The 20,442-nt window shown below is 54.2% G+C and carries 23 protein-coding genes; 18 read left to right on the top strand and 5 right to left on the bottom strand.

Going from position 1 to position 20,442, the window contains the following annotated elements:
• The first annotated feature begins 12 nt into the window (after positions 1 to 12).
• From H7F20_RS14775 to H7F20_RS14720, 12 genes are all read left to right on the top strand, one after another.
• On the top strand, positions 13 to 828 hold the full coding sequence (locus H7F20_RS14775) for a prohibitin family protein (protein WP_185786932.1): 816 nt from the start codon (positions 13 to 15) through the stop codon (positions 826 to 828).
• Between the two features lie 201 nt (positions 829 to 1,029).
• The gene (hisG, locus tag H7F20_RS14770) at positions 1,030 to 1,887 is read left to right on the top strand and encodes an ATP phosphoribosyltransferase (protein ID WP_185786931.1); all 858 of its coding nucleotides are present in this window, start codon (positions 1,030 to 1,032) and stop codon (positions 1,885 to 1,887) included.
• A 12-nt stretch (positions 1,888 to 1,899) separates the two neighbouring features.
• A complete protein-coding gene (gene hisD, locus H7F20_RS14765) occupies positions 1,900 to 3,216 on the top strand; it encodes a histidinol dehydrogenase (protein ID WP_185787182.1) in 1,317 nt (438 codons plus the stop codon).
• Positions 3,209 to 4,276 (top strand): histidinol-phosphate transaminase, encoded by a 1,068-nt coding sequence (gene hisC, locus H7F20_RS14760; protein ID WP_185786930.1) that lies wholly within the window; start codon positions 3,209 to 3,211, stop codon positions 4,274 to 4,276. Before hisD ends, hisC begins: the two co-directional genes overlap by 8 nt.
• Complete coding sequence (gene hisB, locus H7F20_RS14755; protein ID WP_185786929.1) at positions 4,273 to 5,409, top strand: bifunctional histidinol-phosphatase/imidazoleglycerol-phosphate dehydratase HisB; 1,137 nt, start codon at positions 4,273 to 4,275, stop codon at positions 5,407 to 5,409. Before hisC ends, hisB begins: the two co-directional genes overlap by 4 nt.
• A 12-nt stretch (positions 5,410 to 5,421) precedes the next feature.
• A complete protein-coding gene (gene hisH, locus H7F20_RS14750) occupies positions 5,422 to 6,009 on the top strand; it encodes an imidazole glycerol phosphate synthase subunit HisH (protein ID WP_185786928.1) in 588 nt (195 codons plus the stop codon).
• Positions 6,006 to 6,743 (top strand): 1-(5-phosphoribosyl)-5-[(5-phosphoribosylamino)methylideneamino]imidazole-4-carboxamide isomerase, encoded by a 738-nt coding sequence (gene hisA / locus H7F20_RS14745; RefSeq protein WP_185786927.1) that lies wholly within the window; start codon positions 6,006 to 6,008, stop codon positions 6,741 to 6,743. The genes hisH and hisA overlap by 4 nt, the downstream gene beginning before the upstream one ends.
• A 1-nt stretch (position 6,744) precedes the next feature.
• Entirely contained in the window at positions 6,745 to 7,248 is a 504-nt protein-coding gene (locus tag H7F20_RS14740) for a DinB family protein (RefSeq protein WP_370588516.1), read from the top strand.
• Positions 7,249 to 7,250: 2 nt separating this feature from the next.
• Complete coding sequence (hisF, locus tag H7F20_RS14735; RefSeq protein WP_185786926.1) at positions 7,251 to 8,006, top strand: imidazole glycerol phosphate synthase subunit HisF; 756 nt, start codon at positions 7,251 to 7,253, stop codon at positions 8,004 to 8,006.
• A gap of 10 nt (positions 8,007 to 8,016) precedes the next feature.
• Entirely contained in the window at positions 8,017 to 8,637 is a 621-nt protein-coding gene (hisIE, locus tag H7F20_RS14730) for a bifunctional phosphoribosyl-AMP cyclohydrolase/phosphoribosyl-ATP diphosphatase HisIE (protein ID WP_185786925.1), read from the top strand.
• A gap of 55 nt (positions 8,638 to 8,692) precedes the next feature.
• Entirely contained in the window at positions 8,693 to 9,835 is a 1,143-nt protein-coding gene (locus H7F20_RS14725) for a VWA domain-containing protein (protein WP_185786924.1), read from the top strand.
• A 13-nt stretch (positions 9,836 to 9,848) separates the two neighbouring features.
• Positions 9,849 to 11,327 (top strand): AAA family ATPase, encoded by a 1,479-nt coding sequence (locus H7F20_RS14720; RefSeq protein ID WP_185786923.1) that lies wholly within the window; start codon positions 9,849 to 9,851, stop codon positions 11,325 to 11,327.
• Positions 11,328 to 11,335: 8 nt separating this feature from the next.
• On the opposite strand, the gene H7F20_RS14715 is transcribed toward H7F20_RS14720, so the two are convergent.
• Positions 11,336 to 11,836: a hypothetical protein gene (locus H7F20_RS14715; RefSeq protein WP_185786922.1), complete on the bottom strand. Its 501-nt coding sequence runs from the start codon at positions 11,834 to 11,836 to the stop codon at positions 11,336 to 11,338.
• A gap of 213 nt (positions 11,837 to 12,049) precedes the next feature.
• On the opposite strand from H7F20_RS14715, the gene H7F20_RS14710 reads away from it, so the two are divergent.
• The 4 genes from H7F20_RS14710 (at position 12,050) to H7F20_RS14695 (ending at position 15,397) form a co-directional block, all read left to right on the top strand.
• Positions 12,050 to 12,850, top strand: a complete 801-nt coding sequence (locus tag H7F20_RS14710) for a tRNA pseudouridine(38-40) synthase TruA (protein ID WP_185786921.1) — start codon at positions 12,050 to 12,052, stop codon at positions 12,848 to 12,850.
• A 27-nt stretch (positions 12,851 to 12,877) separates the two neighbouring features.
• A complete protein-coding gene (gene corA / locus H7F20_RS14705) occupies positions 12,878 to 13,969 on the top strand; it encodes a magnesium/cobalt transporter CorA (protein WP_185786920.1) in 1,092 nt (363 codons plus the stop codon).
• 289 nt (positions 13,970 to 14,258) lie between these two features.
• Positions 14,259 to 14,756, top strand: coding sequence for a Dps family protein (locus tag H7F20_RS14700; RefSeq protein ID WP_185787180.1), 498 nt, complete (start codon positions 14,259 to 14,261; stop codon positions 14,754 to 14,756).
• A 71-nt stretch (positions 14,757 to 14,827) separates the two neighbouring features.
• On the top strand, positions 14,828 to 15,397 hold the full coding sequence (locus H7F20_RS14695; protein WP_185786919.1) for a hypothetical protein: 570 nt from the start codon (positions 14,828 to 14,830) through the stop codon (positions 15,395 to 15,397).
• A 62-nt stretch (positions 15,398 to 15,459) separates the two neighbouring features.
• Here the strand turns inward: H7F20_RS14695 and cysM are convergent, their stop codons facing one another.
• Positions 15,460 to 16,344 (bottom strand): cysteine synthase CysM, encoded by an 885-nt coding sequence (gene cysM, locus H7F20_RS14690; protein ID WP_185786918.1) that lies wholly within the window; start codon positions 16,342 to 16,344, stop codon positions 15,460 to 15,462.
• Positions 16,334 to 17,128 carry a serine O-acetyltransferase EpsC gene (gene epsC, locus H7F20_RS14685; RefSeq protein ID WP_185786917.1) on the bottom strand — a complete coding sequence of 265 codons (795 nt, stop codon included), beginning with the start codon at positions 17,126 to 17,128 and terminating at the stop codon, positions 16,334 to 16,336. The genes cysM and epsC overlap by 11 nt, the downstream gene beginning before the upstream one ends.
• A gap of 125 nt (positions 17,129 to 17,253) precedes the next feature.
• On the opposite strand from epsC, the gene H7F20_RS14680 reads away from it, so the two are divergent.
• Positions 17,254 to 17,937, top strand: coding sequence for a DUF2461 domain-containing protein (locus H7F20_RS14680; RefSeq protein ID WP_185786916.1), 684 nt, complete (start codon positions 17,254 to 17,256; stop codon positions 17,935 to 17,937).
• On the opposite strand, the gene H7F20_RS14675 is transcribed toward H7F20_RS14680, so the two are convergent.
• Positions 17,923 to 18,333, bottom strand: coding sequence for a glyoxalase (locus tag H7F20_RS14675; protein WP_185786915.1), 411 nt, complete (start codon positions 18,331 to 18,333; stop codon positions 17,923 to 17,925). The two genes, H7F20_RS14680 and H7F20_RS14675, sit on opposite strands and share 15 nt — an antisense overlap.
• A 352-nt stretch (positions 18,334 to 18,685) precedes the next feature.
• Between H7F20_RS14675 and H7F20_RS14670 the strand changes: the two genes are divergently transcribed.
• Positions 18,686 to 19,087, top strand: coding sequence for an acyl-CoA thioesterase (locus tag H7F20_RS14670; protein WP_185786914.1), 402 nt, complete (start codon positions 18,686 to 18,688; stop codon positions 19,085 to 19,087).
• Here the strand turns inward: H7F20_RS14670 and H7F20_RS14665 are convergent.
• Positions 19,078 to 20,367: a dipeptidase gene (locus tag H7F20_RS14665; RefSeq protein WP_185786913.1), complete on the bottom strand. Its 1,290-nt coding sequence runs from the start codon at positions 20,365 to 20,367 to the stop codon at positions 19,078 to 19,080. The two genes, H7F20_RS14670 and H7F20_RS14665, sit on opposite strands and share 10 nt — an antisense overlap.
• Positions 20,368 to 20,442: the final 75 nt, after the last annotated feature.

Genomic DNA, 20,442 nt, shown 5'->3' with positions numbered 1-20,442 from the left:
TTAAATACAACTATGGACAGATTACCCAAAATTGCCTTACCGGCAATCATCACAGTTATTTTACTCATCATATTAATTTCCAAATCGGCCATCACGATCGGCTCCGGTGAAGCCGGGGTGCTGTACCGGACCTTCGGGGACGGGGTGGTAACCGATGAACCCCCGCTGGGGGAGGGATTCCACCTGGTGGCGCCCTGGAACAAAGTATTCATCTATGAAGTGCGGCAACAGGAAGTTTTCGAGAAGATGAAGGTGCTTTCCAGCAACGGCCTGGACATACAGCTCGATGCTTCGGCCTGGTTCCAGCCCAGGGCAAACGAGCTCGGGAAACTCCACCAGGAAAAGGGGGAGGAATACAAGGAGCGCATCCTCCTTCCGGCCATCCGTTCCGCTGCCCGGTCGGTGGTGGGCAGGTATACCCCGGAGCAACTCTATTCCAGCAAACGGGATGCGATCCAGCAGGAGATCTTCTTGGAAACCCAGAAAATCGTGGATGACCAGTATATCCAGCTCAACGAAGTGCTGGTCCGCGATGTCACCCTCCCTGAAACTATCAAGGAGGCCATCGAACGGAAACTGAAACAGGAACAGCAGTCACTGGAGTATGAATTCCGGCTGATCAGCGCCGACAAAGAAGCGCAGCGCCAGCGGATCGAAGCACAGGGTAAGGCCGATGCAAACCGCATACTCAGCGCTTCGCTGACGGATAAAATCCTTACGGACAAAGGGATAGAAGCCACGTTGAAGCTTGCGGAATCCCCCAACGCCAAAGTGGTGGTGGTCGGATCCGGGGAAAACGGGCTTCCGATAATCCTCGGCAATAATTAAATGCCCGGTTTTTATCTTTAAAAAGTTTGGCTTACTTTTACCGTCGTAATGAAGAAATCCAACACACATCATCATATCGGCTCCTGCGCTCAGGCGAGGTAGCGGTATATGTTGTGTCGTAAACCACATATTCTGACCCGTTTGAGCAATCAAGCGGGTTTTTTTATTTAACCACAACTGGTAACTATTTTTGCAAAACCTATGGATAAAATAAAGATCGCCATCCAGAAAAGCGGCAGGCTGAACGAGGACTCCCTCCGGATCCTAAAGGATTGTGGTATCTCCATCGACAATGGCCGCGACCAACTGAAGGCAGATGCCCGGGATTTCCCGATGGAGGTGCTCTACCTGCGGAACGGGGACATCCCACAGTACCTCAGGGACGGGGTGGTGGATATCGCCATCATCGGGGAGAATGTCCTCTTTGAAAAAGGGTCGGACATAGGGGTGAGCGCACGACTGGGATTTTCTAAATGCCGGGTTTCCCTTGCGCTTCCCAAGTCGGAACGCTATAGCAGCATGGCCGATTTAAAGGGGAAACGAATTGCGACTTCCTACCCGAATACCGTCCGGCACTTCCTCGACAAGGCGGGGGTTGAAGCAGAGCTGCACATCATCAACGGTTCGGTGGAAATCGCCCCGAACATCGGGCTGGCCGATGCTATTTGCGATATCGTATCCAGCGGCAGTACCCTGTTCAAAAACAACCTGAAGGAGGTGGAGGTCTTCTTGCAGAGCGAGGCGGTCCTTGCGGTATCACCAAAAATAGGCCCGGCCCAGGAGGCCATCCTGGAACGACTTCGCTTCCGGATCCAATCCGTGCTCAAGGCCAGGCAGAACAAATACGTGCTGATGAACGCCCCGAATGAAAAGCTGGAGGAGATAATCGCCCTGCTGCCCGGGATGCGCAGCCCAACCGTCCTCCCCCTGGCGGAGGAAGGCTGGAGTTCCGTCCACACGGTGATCAACAGGGAGCACTTCTGGGAAGTACTGGACAAGGTGAAAAAAGCCGGTGCAGAAGGTATCCTGGTGTGTCCGATAGAGAAAATGGTCCTTTAAGAAATGGAAATGATGCAATTGATCCCTTATCCGGAACCTTCCCGCTGGAAGGAATTGCTGCAACGGCCAACGGCATCTGCGATGTCGCTGGAGGCAATCGTGGACGAAGTCTTTACCGCTGTCAGGGAATCCGGGGATCCGGCAGTACGGCAATTTACCGAAAGGTTCGACGGGGTGTCCCCTGAAAGCCTGGTGCTTCCAAAGGAGGAGGCCGACAGGCTGGCGGCAGAGGTTCCCGCTGACCTGAAGGCCGCAATAGACCTGGCCTACGACAACATCCGAAAGTTCCACGAGGCCCAACGCACCGGTGTGGTCCGGGTGGAAACCCGCCCCGGGGTAACCTGCTGGCAGGAAAAAAAGCCCATTGAAAAAGTAGGCATTTACATTCCCGGGGGGACTGCGCCCTTATTTTCCACGGTGCTGATGCTCGCCATCCCTGCTGCGCTGGCGGGCTGCCGGGAAATTGTCCTTTGTTCCCCCCCGGATGCCCAGGGTGCGCTCCATCCGGCCATCTGTTATGCGGCGGGTATTTGCGGGGTACATACAATTTGCCGGGTGGGCGGTATCCAGGCCATTGCCGCCATGACCTACGGGACCCGGGAAATCCCTTCAGTCTATAAAATATTCGGACCCGGCAACCAATACGTTACCCAGGCCAAGCAACGAGCTGTCAAAGAAGGCGTTGCGATCGACATGCCGGCCGGTCCCAGTGAAGTCCTCGTGGTTGCGGACAGCTCGGCAAAACCCGCCTATGTGGCTTCCGATTTACTGAGCCAGGCGGAGCACGGGCGGGACAGCCAGGTCCTGTTGCTTACGGACGATGCCGAACTTCCTGGCGCTGTACGGGAGGAATTGAGGAAGCAATTGCGGGAACTGCCCCGGAGGGAAATCGCAGCGGACGCCCTTGGCAACAGCAAAATTGTGCTGCTGGGCTCGGTCCGGGAACTCGCCGATATGATCAATGCCTACGCCCCGGAACATTTGATTGTCTGCCACCGGGAAGAAGCCTTTCTGCTGGCTGAAATCCGCAATGCGGGCTCCGTGTTTTTGGGCAATTACACCCCGGAAAGTGCCGGGGATTACGCTTCCGGGACCAACCATACCCTCCCTACGAACGGATTTGCACGACAGTACAGCGGGGTCAACCTCGACAGCTACACCAAGAGCATCACCTACCAGCGCCTGAGCAGTACAGGGATCCGGGAAATCGGTCCGGCCATCGCGACCATGGCCACAGCCGAGGGGCTGCACGCCCACGCCAGGGCGGTATCCATCCGCCTGGAGGACCTCAAAGCGAAAAAAGGAAATAAAAACGGGGGAGATGACTAGGCGGCATACCATTGATGAACTCGTGCGGCCTTTGGTACGTGAACTGAAGCCTTATTCTTCCGCCCGGGATGAATATACGGGGGAGACCGGGGGTATGTCCTTTCTGGATGCCAATGAAAATCCTTTCGATACCGGGGTCAACCGTTATCCGGACCCGCACCAGCGAAGGCTGAAGAAGCGCATTGCCGAGTTCCGACAGGTCCCTGAGGACCACCTGCTCTTGGGAAACGGGAGCGACGAGGTGCTGGACCTGTTGTTCCGCGTATTTTGCGAGCCCGGAACGGATGCCGTCATTACCTTGCCACCCACCTATGGCATGTATGGGGTGCTGGCGGACATCAATGGGGTCCGGAATATACAGGTACCCCTGGGACCGGGGTTTCAGCCCGATGTGCCAGCCATCCTTGCACAAAGCGGGAAGCATACCAAACTCCTGTTTCTCTGCTCCCCGAATAACCCTACGGGCAATTCCCTGGATCAGGAAAGCGTGGTTTCCCTACTGGAGGCGTTTCCGGGGCTCGTGGTCATTGACGAGGCCTACATCGACTTTTCGGACCACCCGGGGTACGCACCCCTGATGGCTACCTATCCGAACCTGGTGCTGACCCAGACATTTTCGAAAGCCCTGGGCATGGCAGGGATCCGGCTGGGGATCTGCATCGCAAACCCGAAGGTGATTGACTACCTCAAACGCGTGAAGCCCCCGTATAATGTCAATGAACTGACCCAGCGCTTTGCCCTTGAAAACCTGACGGATCCAGGGCGCATCCGCCGGCAGGTAGCCCAGCTCAACCAGGAACGCCGCCTGCTTTCCGAATCCCTTGAGGAGATATCCTTCGTAAAGGAGATTTTTCCGTCTGACGCCAATTTCCTTTTGGTGCGGGTAGACGATGCGGACCAGCGGTACGCCCAATTAATCCAGAATGGGATTGTTGTCCGGAACCGTTCCGGGCAATTAAACTGTAAGAATACGCTGCGCCTGACCATAGGGACACCGGAGGAGAATACGCGGTTGCTCCGGGTGCTGGCGTCACTGCCCGATAAAATTCCGGCCAAATGAAAAAGAAACTACTATTTATCGACCGGGATGGGACGCTGATCCGCGAACCGGCGGACGAACAGATCGATGCCTTTGAGAAACTCGAATTCCTGCCCGGCGTCTTCCGGTACCTCGGGGCCATTGCCCGGGAAACCGACTATGAACTGGTAATGGTTACCAACCAGGATGGACTGGGGACGGCATCCTATCCGGAGGACACCTTCTGGCCCGTACAGGAATTCATGGTTGATGTGCTGAAGAATGAGGGGATTATTTTCCGGTCCATCCATATCGACCGGACTTTTCCGGAAGAGGGGGCGGCTACCCGGAAACCGGGAACCGGCATGCTCCGGGACTATCTGGCCCCGGAATGGGATTTGGAGGGCAGCTATGTGATCGGCGACCGGCTCACCGATATGAAACTCGCTGAAAACCTTGGGGCCCGCGGGATTTTCCTGAACGCACACCCTGAGTTGGGTGCCTCGGAAATAAGCGATTCGGCAGAAAGCCTTTCCAGGGTTATAGCCTGGGAGGGGACCCACTGGGAGGGGATCTATGAATTCCTGAAGCTGGGGGCCCGCGAGGCAACCCTCACCCGGAAGACGGCCGAAACGGATATTGAGATACGGCTGCGGCTCAATGGAACCGGAAAAAGCGATATCCATACCGGACTTAAATTTTTTGACCACATGCTGGACCAGCTTGCCCGTCACGGACAAATGGACCTGTTAATACGCGTGGAAGGGGACCTCGAAGTAGATGAGCACCACACCATTGAAGATACCGCCATTGCCCTGGGGGCAGCCGTATCGGAGGCCCTGGGCAACAAACTGGGCATTGAGCGCTATGGTTTTTGCCTCCCGATGGACGATTGCCTTGCCCAGGTCGCCCTGGACTTTGGCGGCCGGAACTGGCTGGTCTGGGACGCGGAGTTCCACCGGGAGAAAATCGGGGATATGCCAACGGAAATGTTTCTGCATTTTTTTAAGTCCTTCTCGGACAGTGCCCGCGCCAACCTCAACATCAAGGCAGAAGGCACCAATGAACACCATAAAATCGAAGCGATCTTCAAAGCTTTCGCGAAAGCCGTGAAGATGGCCGTAAAACGGGACCCGGAGCGGATGATCCTGCCTACGACCAAGGGAATGCTTTAACAAGGGAACCAAATGGACATTGCAATTATCGATTATGGGGCCGGGAACATACAGAGCATCCGCTTTGCCCTGGAGCGCCTGGGATACCATGCTGAGCTCACTTCGGATGCCGAGCGGATCCGCAGTGCCGACCGGGTCATTTTCCCCGGGGTGGGCGAGGCCGGCAGCGCCATGGCAAAACTCGTGCAGAGCGGCCTGGACAAAGTTGTTCCCGAGCTCCGTCAACCCGTGCTGGGGATTTGCCTTGGCATGCAGCTGATGTGCCGGTACTCCGAGGAAGGGGATACCCGCGGGCTGGGTATTTTTGAGGTGGACGTGAAACGGTTTCCCAGGGGCCTCAAGGTGCCCCAGATCGGGTGGAACAGCATCCACCACCTTCGGGGGCCCTTGTTCGAAGGGATCCCGGAAGCCACCTACATCTACCTGGTGCACAGTTTTTATGCACCTGTATCACCGGATTCCATTGCGCGCAGCGACTACGGGTTCGAATACAGTGCGGCCCTGGGCCGGGATAATTTTCTCGGTGTCCAGTTCCACCCGGAGAAAAGCGGGGCGGATGGCGCGCGGATGCTGCGTAATTTTATAGAAATGCCAACATGAGGATTATTCCAGCCATTGATATCATCGACGGGAAGTGTGTCCGCCTGACCAAGGGGGATTATGCCACCCGCAAGGTTTACCACGAGGATCCCCTGGAGGCCGCAAAGCTTTTCGAGGACCACGGGATACGCTATCTGCACCTGGTTGACCTGGATGGGGCCCGGTCGGCGCATATTGTGAATTACAGGGTACTGGAACGCATCGCTCAGGGTACGAACCTGCAAATTGACTTCGGGGGCGGGCTGAAATCGGATGATGACCTGCGGATTGCCTTTGATTGCGGCGCCCGGCAGGTGACCGGCGGCAGCATAGCGGTCAAGGAACCCGACCGGTTCCTGGGCTGGGTTGCCAAATACGGCCCGGACCGCATCATCCTGGGCGCTGATGCCCGGGACGGGAAAATTGCGGTATCCGGATGGCAGCAGGGAAGCGACCAGGAATTGCTCCCTTTTGTACAGGACTACCTTACCAAAGGGGTGGAATATGTCATCTGCACGGATATCTCCAGGGATGGGATGTTGCAGGGCCCCTCCACGGAACTCTATGGGGACCTGTTGCGGGAAACCCGCAAAACGGGAAACGGTTTCCGGTTGATTGCAAGCGGGGGAATTCGAAGTTTGGAGGACCTACGGGAACTGGGGCAGGTGGGGTGCGAAGGCGCCATCATCGGCAAGGCCCTCTACGAAGGCGCCATTGGCCTGGAGGAATTGAAGGATTACATCAAAGCAGGCTAACGTGGAATGGACAGAGGACTTCAAGGAAAATTGCCTGTTCCGGATCGATGAATCGGTGCGGATGCTGAGGATTTGCATGGGCCGGATCCCGGATTCGGGGTTTTGGGAACGGGAAAACCCTTCCCTGAACTCCATGGGAAACCTGTTGCTCCACCTTTCGGGGAACATCCGCCAATATGTGATCAGCGGCCTGGGGGATAGCCCGGACAACCGGGATCGGGATGCGGAGTTCGGGGCCGGGGGGGAGTTGTCCAGGGATATCGTCTGGAAACAGTTTTCAGCCACGGTGCAGGAGGCACGGGAGGTGATACGGAGGGCCGATTCCGGGTCCCTGCTCAAAAAACGCAGGGTACAGGGGTTTACCTTCAGCGGGATGGGGCTCGTCATCCATGCCGTCGAACACCTGAGCTACCACACCGGACAGGTGGCCTACCTGGTGAAAGCCCGAAATAACGAAGACCTCGGCTTCTATGACGGGGTGGACCTGACTGTAAACAATACCTGACCATGCTAGCAAAACGGATCATACCCTGCCTCGATATAAAGGACGGCCGCACGGTCAAGGGCATTAACTTTGTAGACCTGAGGGATGCCGGGGACCCTGTGGAGTTGGCCGAGGCGTATGCCCGGGAAGGGGCGGACGAGCTCGTCTTCCTGGATATCTCGGCTACAGAGGAAAAACGCAAGACCCTGGCAAAGCTGGTCCGCCGGGTGGCAGAGCGGATCGATATCCCTTTTACGGTGGGTGGGGGCATCTCTTCCGTGGAAGACGTGGATATCCTGCTCCACAACGGCGCCGACAAGGTTTCGGTCAATTCTTCCGCTGTGCGTTCCCCGGAACTCATCGATTCCCTGGCCGCCAAATTCGGGTCCCAGTGCGTGGTTGCAGCTCTTGACGCCAAATGGGTCGGGGGCCACTGGAAAATCCACCTGGTGGGCGGCAAGGTGCCCACAGACCTGGAATTGTTCAGCTGGGCCCGGGAAGTCGTCAGCCGGGGGGCAGGGGAAATCCTGTTTACCAGCATGGACCACGATGGCACCAAAGGCGGATTTGCCAATGAGGCGCTCGCGACCCTGACGGAAATGGTGGAAGTTCCGGTCATCGCATCGGGTGGGGCCGGGTCGCCCGGGCATTTTGCCGATGCATTTACCAAGGGGAAGGCCGACGCTGCCCTGGCGGCCAGCGTTTTCCACTTCGGGGAGATCCCCATCCCCGAATTGAAAGCCTACCTGAGGCAACAGGGGATACCTGTGCGAATTTAAACGAATACTCATGGATTCTATCGATTTTGACAAAGCAGGCGGGCTCGTACCCGCCATCATCCAGGATGCAACCACCCATAAGGTGCTCATGCTGGGATATATGAATGACGCGGCACTTAAGGAAACCCGTTCCAGTGGCCGGGTTACCTTTTACAGCCGGAGTAAGCAGCGTCTCTGGACCAAGGGCGAATCCAGCGGCAACTTCCTGGAATTCGTGGATGTCCGGATTGATTGCGACGGGGACGCCCTCCTGGTGAGGGCACGGCCTACCGGACCAGTATGCCATACCGGATCGGATACTTGTTGGGGTGAAACGAATGCCGCTCCTGAATCCTTCCTACCCGAACTCGAAGCGATCATCGCCCGCAGAAAACAACAAGCCGCGTCGCCCACTTCAGATGATTCGAGCTATGTGGCGGGCCTGCTGAAACGAGGGGTGGCCAAGGTGGCACAAAAAGTAGGGGAGGAGGCCGTGGAAACCGTAATCGAGGCCATGGGTTCGGATGACGGCCTGTTCCTCGAGGAGAGTTCCGACCTGTTGTTCCACTGGATGATCCTGCTGCAGGCCAAGGGGTACCGGTTGCAGGATGTCGAGGCGATTCTTGCCCGTCGCCACCGCGAACGGCGTTAAGATTTCTTAAATAGTTCTCGCGACTGCCCGAATTGTCTTAATTTAGGGTTGCGCTATGAATACAAGAAAAGGATTCCGGTTTACCGCTTACCAGGCACCTGAACTCACCCCGTTCGAGAAACTCTTCGATATCTTCCAGGAACTCATTACCCATACCTCGGGCGACGTGGATGAGGCCATCGACTGGCTTCGGGAACTGGACAAGGAATACGACCTCACCGACGAGGAATACACCATTGACGACTTTATCGAGGAGTTGAAGGCCAAGGGTTTCATTCGCGAGGAACCCAAGTTCGGACCGGACGGAGAAGGGGAAGGGGAGCCCGGAGATCCGGCCCTTTCCATTACCTCCAAGCTCGAACGCATGTTGCGCCAGCGCGCACTGGAACAGATTTTCGGGAAACTCCGGAGAAGGGGGCGGGGCAACCACCGCACCGGTAAGGCCGGACCCGGAGATGAGCATACGGGGGATTTTCGATCCTACCGCTTTGGGGACAGACTCGAGCAGATTTCGATGACCGAAAGCCTTCGCAATGCCCAGATCAATCACGGGATGGATAGTTTCCGCCTCGATGAAGACGACCTGGTGGTGGAAGACACCCATTTTAAGGCGCAAATGAGCACGGTGCTAATGATCGATATCAGCCACAGCATGATCCTTTACGGGGAAGACCGCATTACCCCGGCCAAAAAAGTAGCCATGGCGCTGGCAGAGCTGATAACCACCAGATACCCGAAGGACACCCTGGACATCCTGGTATTCGGCAATGATGCCTGGCCCATCAGTGTGCGGGAACTTCCCTACCTCAAGGTGGGGCCCTACCACACCAACACGGTGGCCGGACTGCAGCTGGCCATGGACCTGCTGCGTCGGAAGCGCAACACCAACAAACAGATTTTTATGATTACGGACGGGAAACCGTCCTGCCTCAGGATGCAGGACGGCACCTATTACAAGAATAGCGTGGGCCTGGACGATTTCATTGTCGAGAAGTGTTACAACATGGCTGCCCAGGCGCGTAAACTGCATATCCCGATCACCACGTTCATGATTGCCCGCGACCCCTACCTGATGCAGTTTGTCCGGCATTTTACCGAGGCAAACAAGGGAAAGGCCCTTTTCACAGGTCTGAAAGGACTGGGGGAGACGATTTTTGAAGATTACGAAACGAACCGCAAAAAACGCCTGAGAGGCTAAAGGCCAGAAACCTATGACAAAAGAGATATCAAAAGCCCCTGAAATAAGTACCCTCGGAGAATTGAAAAAGTCGGGATACACCTCCCGGTCCATCAAAGACGAGATCCGCTCCAACCTGATCGAGCGCATCCGTTCCGGGCAGCCGGCCTTTGAGGGGGTGTGGGGCTATGAAAATACAGTGATCCCGCAATTGGAACAGGCACTCCTTTCCCGTCACCACATCAACCTGCTTGGACTCCGGGGCCAGGCCAAAACCCGTCTGGCACGCCTGATGGTGGGGCTCCTGGACGAGTGGATGCCCGAATTGGCCGGTTCGGAAATCCATGACGACCCGCTGAAACCCATTTCCCGATATGCGAGAGACCTGATCGCTGCAGAAGGCGACAAGACGGAAATCGCGTGGGTCCACCGTTCGGAACGGTTTTATGAAAAACTCGCTACCCCGGATGTTACGGTGGCCGACCTGATCGGGGATGTGGACCCCATAAAGGCCGCCAACCTGAAGTTATCCTACGCGGACGACCGGGTGGTGCATTTTGGGATGATACCGCGCGCCAACCGGTGTATCTTTACCATCAATGAGTTGCCCGACCTCCAATCGCGTATACAGGTAGCGCTTTTCAACATCCTGGAGGAGGGGGATGTGCAGATACGCGGCTTCAAGGTCCGACTGCCCCTGGACCTGCAATTTGTCTTTACGGCCAACCCTGAAGATTATACGAACCGGGGGAGTATTGTAACCCCCCTCAAGGACCGCATCGGGTCGCAAATCCTGACACACTATCCTGAAGACATACCCACCGCCCGTAAAATCACCGAACAGGAAGCGGCCCTGGACACCCATCAGCTTTCCGGTATCCGAATCCCGGAGGTGGCCCGCAACTTGTTGGAACAAATTAGTTTCGAAGCCCGCAACAGCGAGTACGTGGACAGCAAAAGCGGGGTGAGTGCGCGAACGAGCATCACAGCCCTGGAAAACCTGGTCAGCACCGCAGAACGCCGGATGCTGCGAAACGGGGATACAGAAACGACCGTGCGGCTCACGGACTTTTTGGGGGTGATCCCCGCAATAACCGGGAAGATCGAGTTGGTTTACGAAGGGGAGCAGGAAGGAGCGGATTCCGTGGCCCAATTGCTCATTGAAGACGCAGTGAAAACAGTTTTTGCAGACCATTTCCCGGAAATAAAAAAATTGGAGCATAAGGATGCCGAGAGCCCGTACGATGGCATCGTGCAGTGGTTCTTTGAAGGGGATGGGCTGGAACTCGATGACGACCTGGCCGACGGTGCCTACCGGGACGCCCTGGACAGTGTCCGCCCCCTGGAGGATTTGCTGCGGGAATATCAACCGGATGTGGATCCCGCCGATCGCTATTTTATGAAGGAGGTTATCCTTTGGGGACTCGTAAACTACCAGAAACTAAGTAAAAAACGCTTTTCGGAAGGGTATCGCTTCGGCGACCTGTACGGCAGCTATATCCGGGGGCTCTAAGGGCTGCCCTATTGCCAGGAATCGATGTTTTCGTTGATCTGATCAAAATTGAAGGCACCGACAAGGTTGCGGCGGAAATGAAAGGCCGCTCCCGTCAGAAAGACCAGTGCCACGTGCAGGGCTAAAATAAACAGGCCTACAGGCAGGAACGTGGCGGGAATGATGTGGGAGTCGTAATCGTCGTAACTCATCAGGATATAGAGGGTATCCACTCCTTTAAAGAGATAGATAAAAAGTACGGCATACATCCCGTATTCCACATTCCGCAATTGGGGGTCCGGGTATTCGTTTTCCCGGATCTTGAACTGGATGGCGTAGAGGTAGACAAAATGCAGGATGCTGAATAACGGCAGGATATAATTATCGATTTTGAGCAGGTAAAACTGGTTGGAATACAACCCGTAAAAGTTCAGTACGATCAGCATGGGCAACACCAGCAGGCTGGCATACAAACAGAATTTCCAGTTAATGAATCCGGATGGGGTAAAAAGCTTCTTTAAGGCTTTCACAGATGTGGGGAATTTTGATTTGCTTAAAGAACGGCTGGTGATTTCTTATATTTCAGGGAATTCGACGAACGACCACTAATGTTGCGAAGTGCCACGAGGGTGTGGTGAAAAAACCTTTCCCAATCCAAGAAGCTGGGTTAAAGGGCCGTTCATCGGACGGACTGTTTCCGGTCAGGATGCGGTTTTTCTATTTCATCCGTAGCACGAAACCCTATGAGGAGACCATCTTCACACCATTTCCTGCTTCGCCTGGAATTCCTCGGGTTCCGTTTTCACGGCTGGCAGGAACAACCCGGGAAGCGCACGGTTTCCGGAATGCTCCAAAAGACCTTCCGCTTTGCTCTTCCGGAAGCCCAGGTAAAATTGATTGGGGCGGGGCGTACAGATGCCCGGGTTTCTGCCCGGGATTTTGCGGTACTGGTAATTGCCGGGTGCCCTGAAAAACCGCATGCCGGAAACCTGCTGGAGGCGCTTAATGCGAATCTGCCCCCGGATATCAGGGCTTCCTCCCTGCATGAGGTCAGCCGGGAATTCAACCCCATCCGCGATTGCGAGCAAAAGACCTACCGCTATTATTTCTACAGGAAGGGGCCTCCGGACCCCTATGTGGCCCCTTTTGTGGCCTACCTGCCGGGGATCCCGGAACTGCACCCCCTTGAAGAGGCCGCCCGGCTTTTTATAGGCACCCGCGATTTCCGGTGTTTTACGGCAAGCCCGACCCCCGAGAAGAAATATGTGCGGCAGATTGACGAATGCCGGATCGTATCAGGGGAGGTGGTCCCCGGAATTGAAACAGGATTCAGGGCAGATATGCTCGAAATCAGCGGCCCCGGATTTGGCCGGAACCAGGTACGGCTGATCATGGCGGCCCTCGTGGCTGTTGGCAGGGGGGAGGTCCGGCCGGAAACCCTGCAGTCATGCCTGGAAACGGGGGAGGGCTGGAGCAGCCAGCGGGTGGCACCTGCCTCCGGGCTGCATTTGGTCCGGACTGTCTTCAAGGCCGGAACCACCTAGTTTACTAACTTTGAAAAAAAGACGAACATGGCGCGTAAGATTCCTACCCGCATCGGGTTGAAGAACCGGAAATCCAAACAACGCCGCAGGAAAATCGGTAAGGCTCCCGGTACGATCACTTATCTGGGGGAGCGCTCAGGAGGTGTTTCCAGCATTGAATTGCTCACCTACAACCAGGAAGAATACCGGAAGGAACAGTTGACGCGCCCCGAGATGCTGGAAAATATTCCCACGTCCACCACGGAGCTCGTCAATGTGGTGGGGCTCAGCGATGAGGCGCTGATGACCCGTCTGGGGGAGTTGGCCAATCTGAATGCACTCACTGTAGAAGATATCGTCAATACGGATCAGCGACCTAAGGTCGATGAATACGAGGCCTATATTTTTGGGGTATTCAAAATGCTCTACCTGTCGGAAGACCGGCGGATTATCAAGGAACATGTCGCCCTGGTGCTTCAGGAAAAACGCGTGTTTGTTTTCCAGGAGATCGCGGAAGACGTTTTTGACGGCGTCCGCCAGCGTATCGAAGCCCATTCCGGCCGCATCCGGAGCCGGGGAGCCGATTACCTGTTTTTTGCCCTCCTCGATGCCCTGGTGGACAATTATTTCCTGGTCCTTGAGGTGACCGAGGAAAAACTGGATGCCCTGGAGGACGAGATATATCTGAAACCCAATTCCCATACCGCTTTTAAGATCCAGCAACTCCGAAAGGAGATCATCTCCCTCAGGGGCTGGATGGCTCCTGTCCGAGACCTGATTGCCCGGTTGATTGAATCCGACTCCCCTTTGATTACCAAGGATACCCGCCTGTTCCTGAGGGACGCCCTGGACCACGCCAACGAAATTCACGAAACCCTGCAACTGCAGCGGGAAATGGCCTTCAGCCTGATGGATATGTATATGAGCAGCGTGAGCAACCGAATGAACGAAGTGATGAAGGTCCTTACCATCATGGCTTCCATTTTCATCCCCCTGACTTTTATAGCAGGGATCTACGGGATGAATTTTGAATACATGCCGGAACTGAAATGGAAATACGGATACTTCGGCGTTTGGGGGCTCATGGGAGTGATTTTTATCGCCCTGATCCTTTATTTCCGACGGAAAGGATGGCTCTGATCTTCCAGCCAGTTTTGATGTAATCTTCTGTCAGGCGCCCGAGGGCGTTAAAGGGGACCTTAGTTGGCGTTAAGGTTTTCCCAAAGCCGCTTTGGGCCTTAACACTTATTAACCAAATTCTTCACAAACCCTGTTAAGTCTTGTTAAATGACTTGTTATCAACATATTATAATGTTATATTAAAAGTGTTGGTTGCAATTGGGTTTTATGGGAGGCAATGAACGAAAACTTCCCGGAGAACTTTTGCAAATCGATAAAAATGAAATATAACTCTAAACAAGTCAATAAGATGAATTATTTGAATATCAATGAGGAAAAGCTTCTGCCCGTAGTAGTCGAACTCAATACGCTACTGGCGGACTACCACCTATATTATCAGAAATTACGGAATTTCCACTGGAACATCCTCGGTCAGAATTTCTTTGACCTGCATGAAAAGTTTGAGGAATTGTATGAGGATGCCAGAACCAAAATCGACGAGATCGCAGAGCGTATCCTTACGCTTCGGTACCATCCGATGAGCAATTTGAGCGCTTACCTGGAAGCTTCTTCAATTGAGGAGAGTGACAGTACGCTGAAAGATACTGAAATGGTACATGAGATTCTCAAAGCCCATGAAGTGCTGCTCAGGCAAATGTCCCGGGTGGTGGAACTTGCAGATTCCGTAGGGGATGAAGGCACCATCGATTTGATTGGCGCATACATCCGCGAACTCGAAAAAATGAGCTGGATGCTGGATGCCTGGAATAAGACACCAGCCGAGCGCTTGAAAGAAGCAGTTGCCTGATGGCCTGTAAGCCGTCAGGACAAGCCCGAACACGCACACAAAGATTAACGAATCAGAAAATACAGATATATATGAGAATTTTAAGAACACTAGCAATAACCGCAATTTTAGCACTGCCTGTCCTGGGAACCGCCCAGGAGAAGGAGATGATGGACAAGAAAGATGCAACCATCAGCTCCGAGACCACCATGAAATCCTATACCATTGACCAGGGGGACACCCAGGTAACCAATAAGGTGAAAATCGAAACCATGCGTTCCCAGGAACTTGCACTCAGCAAAGAGGACGAGAACCAGGTCAACCAGGACCGGGTCTATCCTGAGAAGCATGTGACCAAGCAGGTATGGATTGACAATGATGCCGACAGCGACTACGACGAAACGCTCAAATTCCGCTATACCAAGCCGAGCGTCAGTCATAACGATTCCGATTTCGTGCTTGTAACGAACAATGAGGAAATCTTTGTCGCAGTTGACAACGGGAATTCCCTGCAGATCCTCGAAGCGGTTTCCATCATGAAGGACGACTGGAAGTTAGAAGCCAAGGAAAGCCTGATTTATACGGACAACGAAGGGAATACGATCAACTTTTACATAGATACCTATGAAAGGATGACCTCAGAAACCACGTCCTCCAAATAGTTTCCCCTGCCTGAATAACCAAACCGCCTTTGACCAGAAAAAAACGCCTTCGGGCGTTTTTTTTATTCAAACAGGTCGGACGATAGGTAGCGGTCCCCCCGGTCGCAGACGATGGAGACGATACACCCCTGATCTAATTCAGCAGCCAGTCGCATGGCTGCCGAAGTAGCGCCGCCGCTGCTCATCCCCGCGAAAATGCCTTCTTCCGAGGCAAGGGCACGGGCCGTTAAACGGGCTTCCTCTTCGGTCACCTCCATGATTCGGTCTACCCGGTTGGGCTGGTAGATCTTTGGCAGATAGGCCTGGGGCCATTTGCGGATACCGGGGATGCTCGCCTGGTCATCGGGTTGTACCCCTACGATCTGGACATCCGGGTTTTGTTCCTTCAGGTAGGTACTGGTACCCATAATGGTGCCTGTAGTGCCCATGGAGGAGACAAAATGCGTGATTTCGCCTGCCGTGTCCCTCCAGATTTCCGGTCCGGTGGATTTGTAGTGCGCCTTCCAGTTATCCGGGTTGGAGAACTGGTCGAACATTTTATAGCCTGCCTCGCGGACCCGTTCCTCCGCATAATCACGGGCTCCCTCAATTCCGATATCCGAAGGGGTCAGGGTTACTTTTGCCCCGTAGGCCCGCATGGTCTGAACCCTTTCGGCGGTTGCGTTTTCCGGCATTACCAGTTCCAGGTCCAGGTCGTACAGCCGGGCGATCATCGCCAGGGCAATCCCCGTATTGCCGCTGGTCGCTTCGATTAATTTGCTTTCGGGCCCGATTTCCCCCCGGTCGAGCATGCCGCGGATCATATTCAGTGCAGCCCGGTCCTTTACACTGCCCCCCGGGTTCTGTCCCTCCAGCTTGAAATACAGGGAAACCCCCGGTTTTGTGACGAGTTTTCTTGAGCGTACCAGTGGGGTATTCCCCACCAGGTCTTCGAGGCTACCCCGCATGCTTTTCGGTTTTGATCCGGATTTCGGGGGAATGAAAAACGGTTGAGTTCGGAGGGACAGAGGCAGTCAGCCAGGCGTTCCCTCCAATTACTGAGTTGGCCCCTATGACGGTGTCGCCCCCCAGGATGGTGGCGTTGGCGTAGATGGTTACATTGTTTTCAATGGTGGGGTGCCGTTTGGTCTGCTGTAATTTTTTGGCCACATAGAGCGCCCCAAGGGTTACCCCCTGGTAGATCTTCACATTGTCGTGGATGATGGCAGTTTCCCCGATAACCACGCCCGTGGCATGGTCGATAAAGAAGGAACGCCCGATCCGGGCCCCCGGGTTGATATCCACGCCGGTGCGGCTATGCGCGTATTCGGTCATCAGGCGGGGCACCATCGGGAACCCCATGCCGTAAAGCTCATGGGACAACCGGTAAATAGCTATCGCGTAAAAGCCCGGGTACGCCATGTAGACTTCTTCCAGCGACAGGGAAGCCGGGTCGCAGGCTGCGATGGCGCGGGCATCCAGGTTCAGTTTCTCCAGGATCTCCGGTAGTTTCCCAACGTAGCTCGCCCAAATTTCCTTACAGGGTTTCTCCTTTTCCCAGCACGCCAGGTCCACCAATTCCCGGAACGCCACCTCCAGCCGGTCCAGGTTTTCCGAAACCGGGGTTTCCTGGTCAAAAAGTGTGAGAAATAGCAGGTCGGTAAACTGTTCGGTCCTTTTTTTCAACCGAAATCTTAATGCGGGATTATCCTTGTGTGCTTCAATCTCTCGAACAATTGCTTTTTTATCCATTATTCCTATCGCTATGCTTCTCAAATGTAGGTATTAATATTTACGACCCCCGCCATATTTGCGTAACTTTAGCACTCTATGCCCGGTCATGCTGCTGCCAGCAAGGGCGCACAAGTATTGGTCGTATGGAAAATACAGGGATAACACCCGGGGTACTGGATTTCCTGAGCGAACTGAAAACCAACAACAACCGGGATTGGTTTGAGAAACACAAACCCCGGTTCCGGAAGGTTCAGGGCCAGGTTAAAAATTTTTATAATGATATCGCCGACCGGCTGCGGGAACACGATGAAATAGAACGCGTCAAGCTTTTCCGTATTTACCGGGACGTGCGTTTTTCTGCAGATAAAACCCCCTACAAAGCGCATTTTGCCGGGTCTTTTTCCCGGGCCGGGGCCCATTTGCGTGGCGGGTATTACCTCCGGATACGCCCCGGGGAATCCTTTGCAGCCGTTGGTTTCTGGGACCCGCGCCCCCCGGACCTCTTGCGTATCCGGCAGGAACTCGAACAGGATGCGTCCGAATTCCGGGAGTGTATCGAAAAACCGGGCTTCCGGCAAGCTTGGGGAAACCTGAAAGGAGATGCCGTAAAAACCGCCCCTAAAGGGTTTGGCAGGGACCACCCGGATATCGATTTGATCCGGCATAAGCAATTTATCTTTGTCAGGGAACTGAGCGATGGGGAAGTAACCGATTCCGCATTTGCCGATACCCTGGACGGGTACTACCGTGCTGTCCGCCCCTGGTTTGACTTGATGAGCCAAATCCTTACAACGAATCTGAACGGGGAGTCCCTACTGGACCAGTGAGGGTACTTCCAGGAGCTGCACCTGATCCTTGATCCGCTCGATAACCATCTGCATCATACGCTTGTTGAGCGCAGAGGAGTTGGAAGTATAAGCGCCGTATTCCTCGAGGGTAAACTGGCCAATAACCATCCCCTTGAGGGAGTTTCGGAATTTGATGTCCTTCTGGATGGCATTTTCAATGTAATGGAGCTTTTTTTCCACCCCGAGCTCAAAAAAGTGCCCTTTGTGCTTTACCGCATAATTGCGGAATGCGGCAAGGAGGAGGTCATTCTGTAGTTTGATGACAGGTCGCAGGGTGGTATTCTGAAATTGTTCGTCCTGGGACATGCCGGGATGCGAGGCGGCTTGGGATATGTGCGGCCGGATCCCGAGGCAATCGGATGATCGGGTGCTCATGACGCGAAGTTTCTATAAAATTAGGCATTCTGCTTCCGGTGACGAATCCGAATACCCAGAGTTGTTAACGGCTTTATGAACAAAGGCGGTTCGTACAGGGTTTCCCGATCAGAAGAGGAAGGAGAGCAAGGACAAGGCCAGGGCGATGGCCATTTTGACCAGCGTATACATTGTTTATTGCGATTAAGTTTCCCTTAAGGTATGAACTCTTCATCCCGGGACCAGTGGATTTGTGAAAACTTTATTTTGAGCTTAACAAAATTTATGAATATTGAATTCGCGCCGGAATTAACATAACCGCAACATCAATGCCATCTGCCTTGGGATATCTTTACTGTAAAATCAGCCAATTATGCGTTTCAATACGAGAAAATGGGTCAAGCCAGGGGACCTGAATGCCAACGGGACCCTTTTCGGGGGTCGCCTGCTCTCCTGGATCGATGAAGAAGCCATCCTCTACAGTATTATCCAGCTCGAAAATAAAAAGATCGTCACCAAGTACATGTCGGAAATAAACTTCATGAGTACCGCCGAATCGGGGGACATCGTGGAGATCGGCATCGAGGTGGTCAAATTCGGCCAGTCTTCACTGACCCTGCGCTGTGAGGCTCGCAATAAAATGAACCACGAAACCATCGTAACGGTCGATCAGCTTATCGTGGTCAACCTGGATGAAAACGGAAAACCAAAGCCCCATGGGAAAACCCGGGTGGAGTTCGTGAAGGACCGGTTGGCCAGGGAGAATCAGTCCTGATTCCGGGATGCTGCAAAAGCCTGTACTTCTTCGAGCACCCGAAGCAGGTTTCCACCCCAGAGTTTCCGTATCTGATCCTCCGTATAGCCCCTCTTTACAAGTTCCAGGGTAACGTTGAACGTCTCGGATGCATCGGACCAGCCCTCGATACCGCCGCCACCGTCAAAATCGGAACTTATGCCCACATGGTCAATCCCTATAAGCGCGACCATATAGTCGATATGGTCCACAAAATCGGCCACATTGACCGCAGGGGGGGCATCTTCACGCGTATTGGCCAGGCTGTCAGCCATGTTCCGGACGCGCATGTAGGATTCCCTAAAGGCTTTACGCTGTTCGCTGGTTAGACTCCTCAACTGGGAGCGCTCATACCATTCCAGCCCGAGGGAATCCGCAATTTCCCGCTGCAGGTCCCGCAAATAATCGGCCCGGGCCGCACTCTTTGACTCGTTTAGGTAGCTGGCAAATGCCACTGTCTGGACCACTCCTCCGTTTTCCTTTAATTTGAGCAGTTGCTCATCATCCAGGTTCCTGCTGTGATCGCAAAGAGCCCGAGCAGAAGAGTGGGAGGCGATCAGCGGGACTTCGGACAATTCCATCATCTGCAGGGAGGCCGCTTTGGAGGGATGGGAAATATCAATCATGATGCCTAGTCTATTCATCTCTTTTACAGCTTCTTTGCCAAGGTCACTTAAGCCATCGTGCAACCAAATTCCGTCTTCTTCTCCCGTGTTGGAATCCGAAAACTGGCTGTGCCCGTTATGCGCCAGGGATACATAACGAGCCCCCAGGTCATGGTAGCGTTCAAAATTTGCCAGGTCCGTCCCCATGGGGTAGGCATTTTCGACGCCGATCATTGCCACTTTACGTCCGGAGCCATGGATTTCCCGAACCTCCGCCGCGGTGAGGGCCAAACCGATCTGATCGGGAGCGATTTCCTCACAGAGCCGGTGGATGGCCGCGAACTTGGACATCGCATTTTCAGCAGCCTGTTCGTAACCTTCCGGGGTAAGGGTATCCTGGCCGGTGTATACAATGAACCAGGCCACATCCAGTCCTCCCGCCTCCATTTTGGGAAGGTTTACCTGGTTTTCAAGGCGTTGGGTATAGTTGATGCTATCCGTAAAATTAGCTACGTCAATATCGTCGTGGGTGTCGATAGTGATTACCGCGTCGTGGATGGCACGGGCCCTTTCCTCCAGGGAGAGTTCAGGTGTTTTATCCGATTTTCCGCAGGCTGCTGCCAGCAATAACAGGGGGAGTATGCGCGAGAGCTTCATAAAGTGAAATGGTTTTACCAACAAATAACTGGGTTTTACAACACCATGGGCAAGATAGGGAACATTTAATTGTAG

It is taken from the genome of Robiginitalea sp. SC105 (assembly GCF_014243345.1).
Classification (GTDB): Bacteria; Bacteroidota; Bacteroidia; order Flavobacteriales; family Flavobacteriaceae; genus Robiginitalea.
This window is presented reverse-complemented; position numbering and strand designations above follow the sequence as displayed.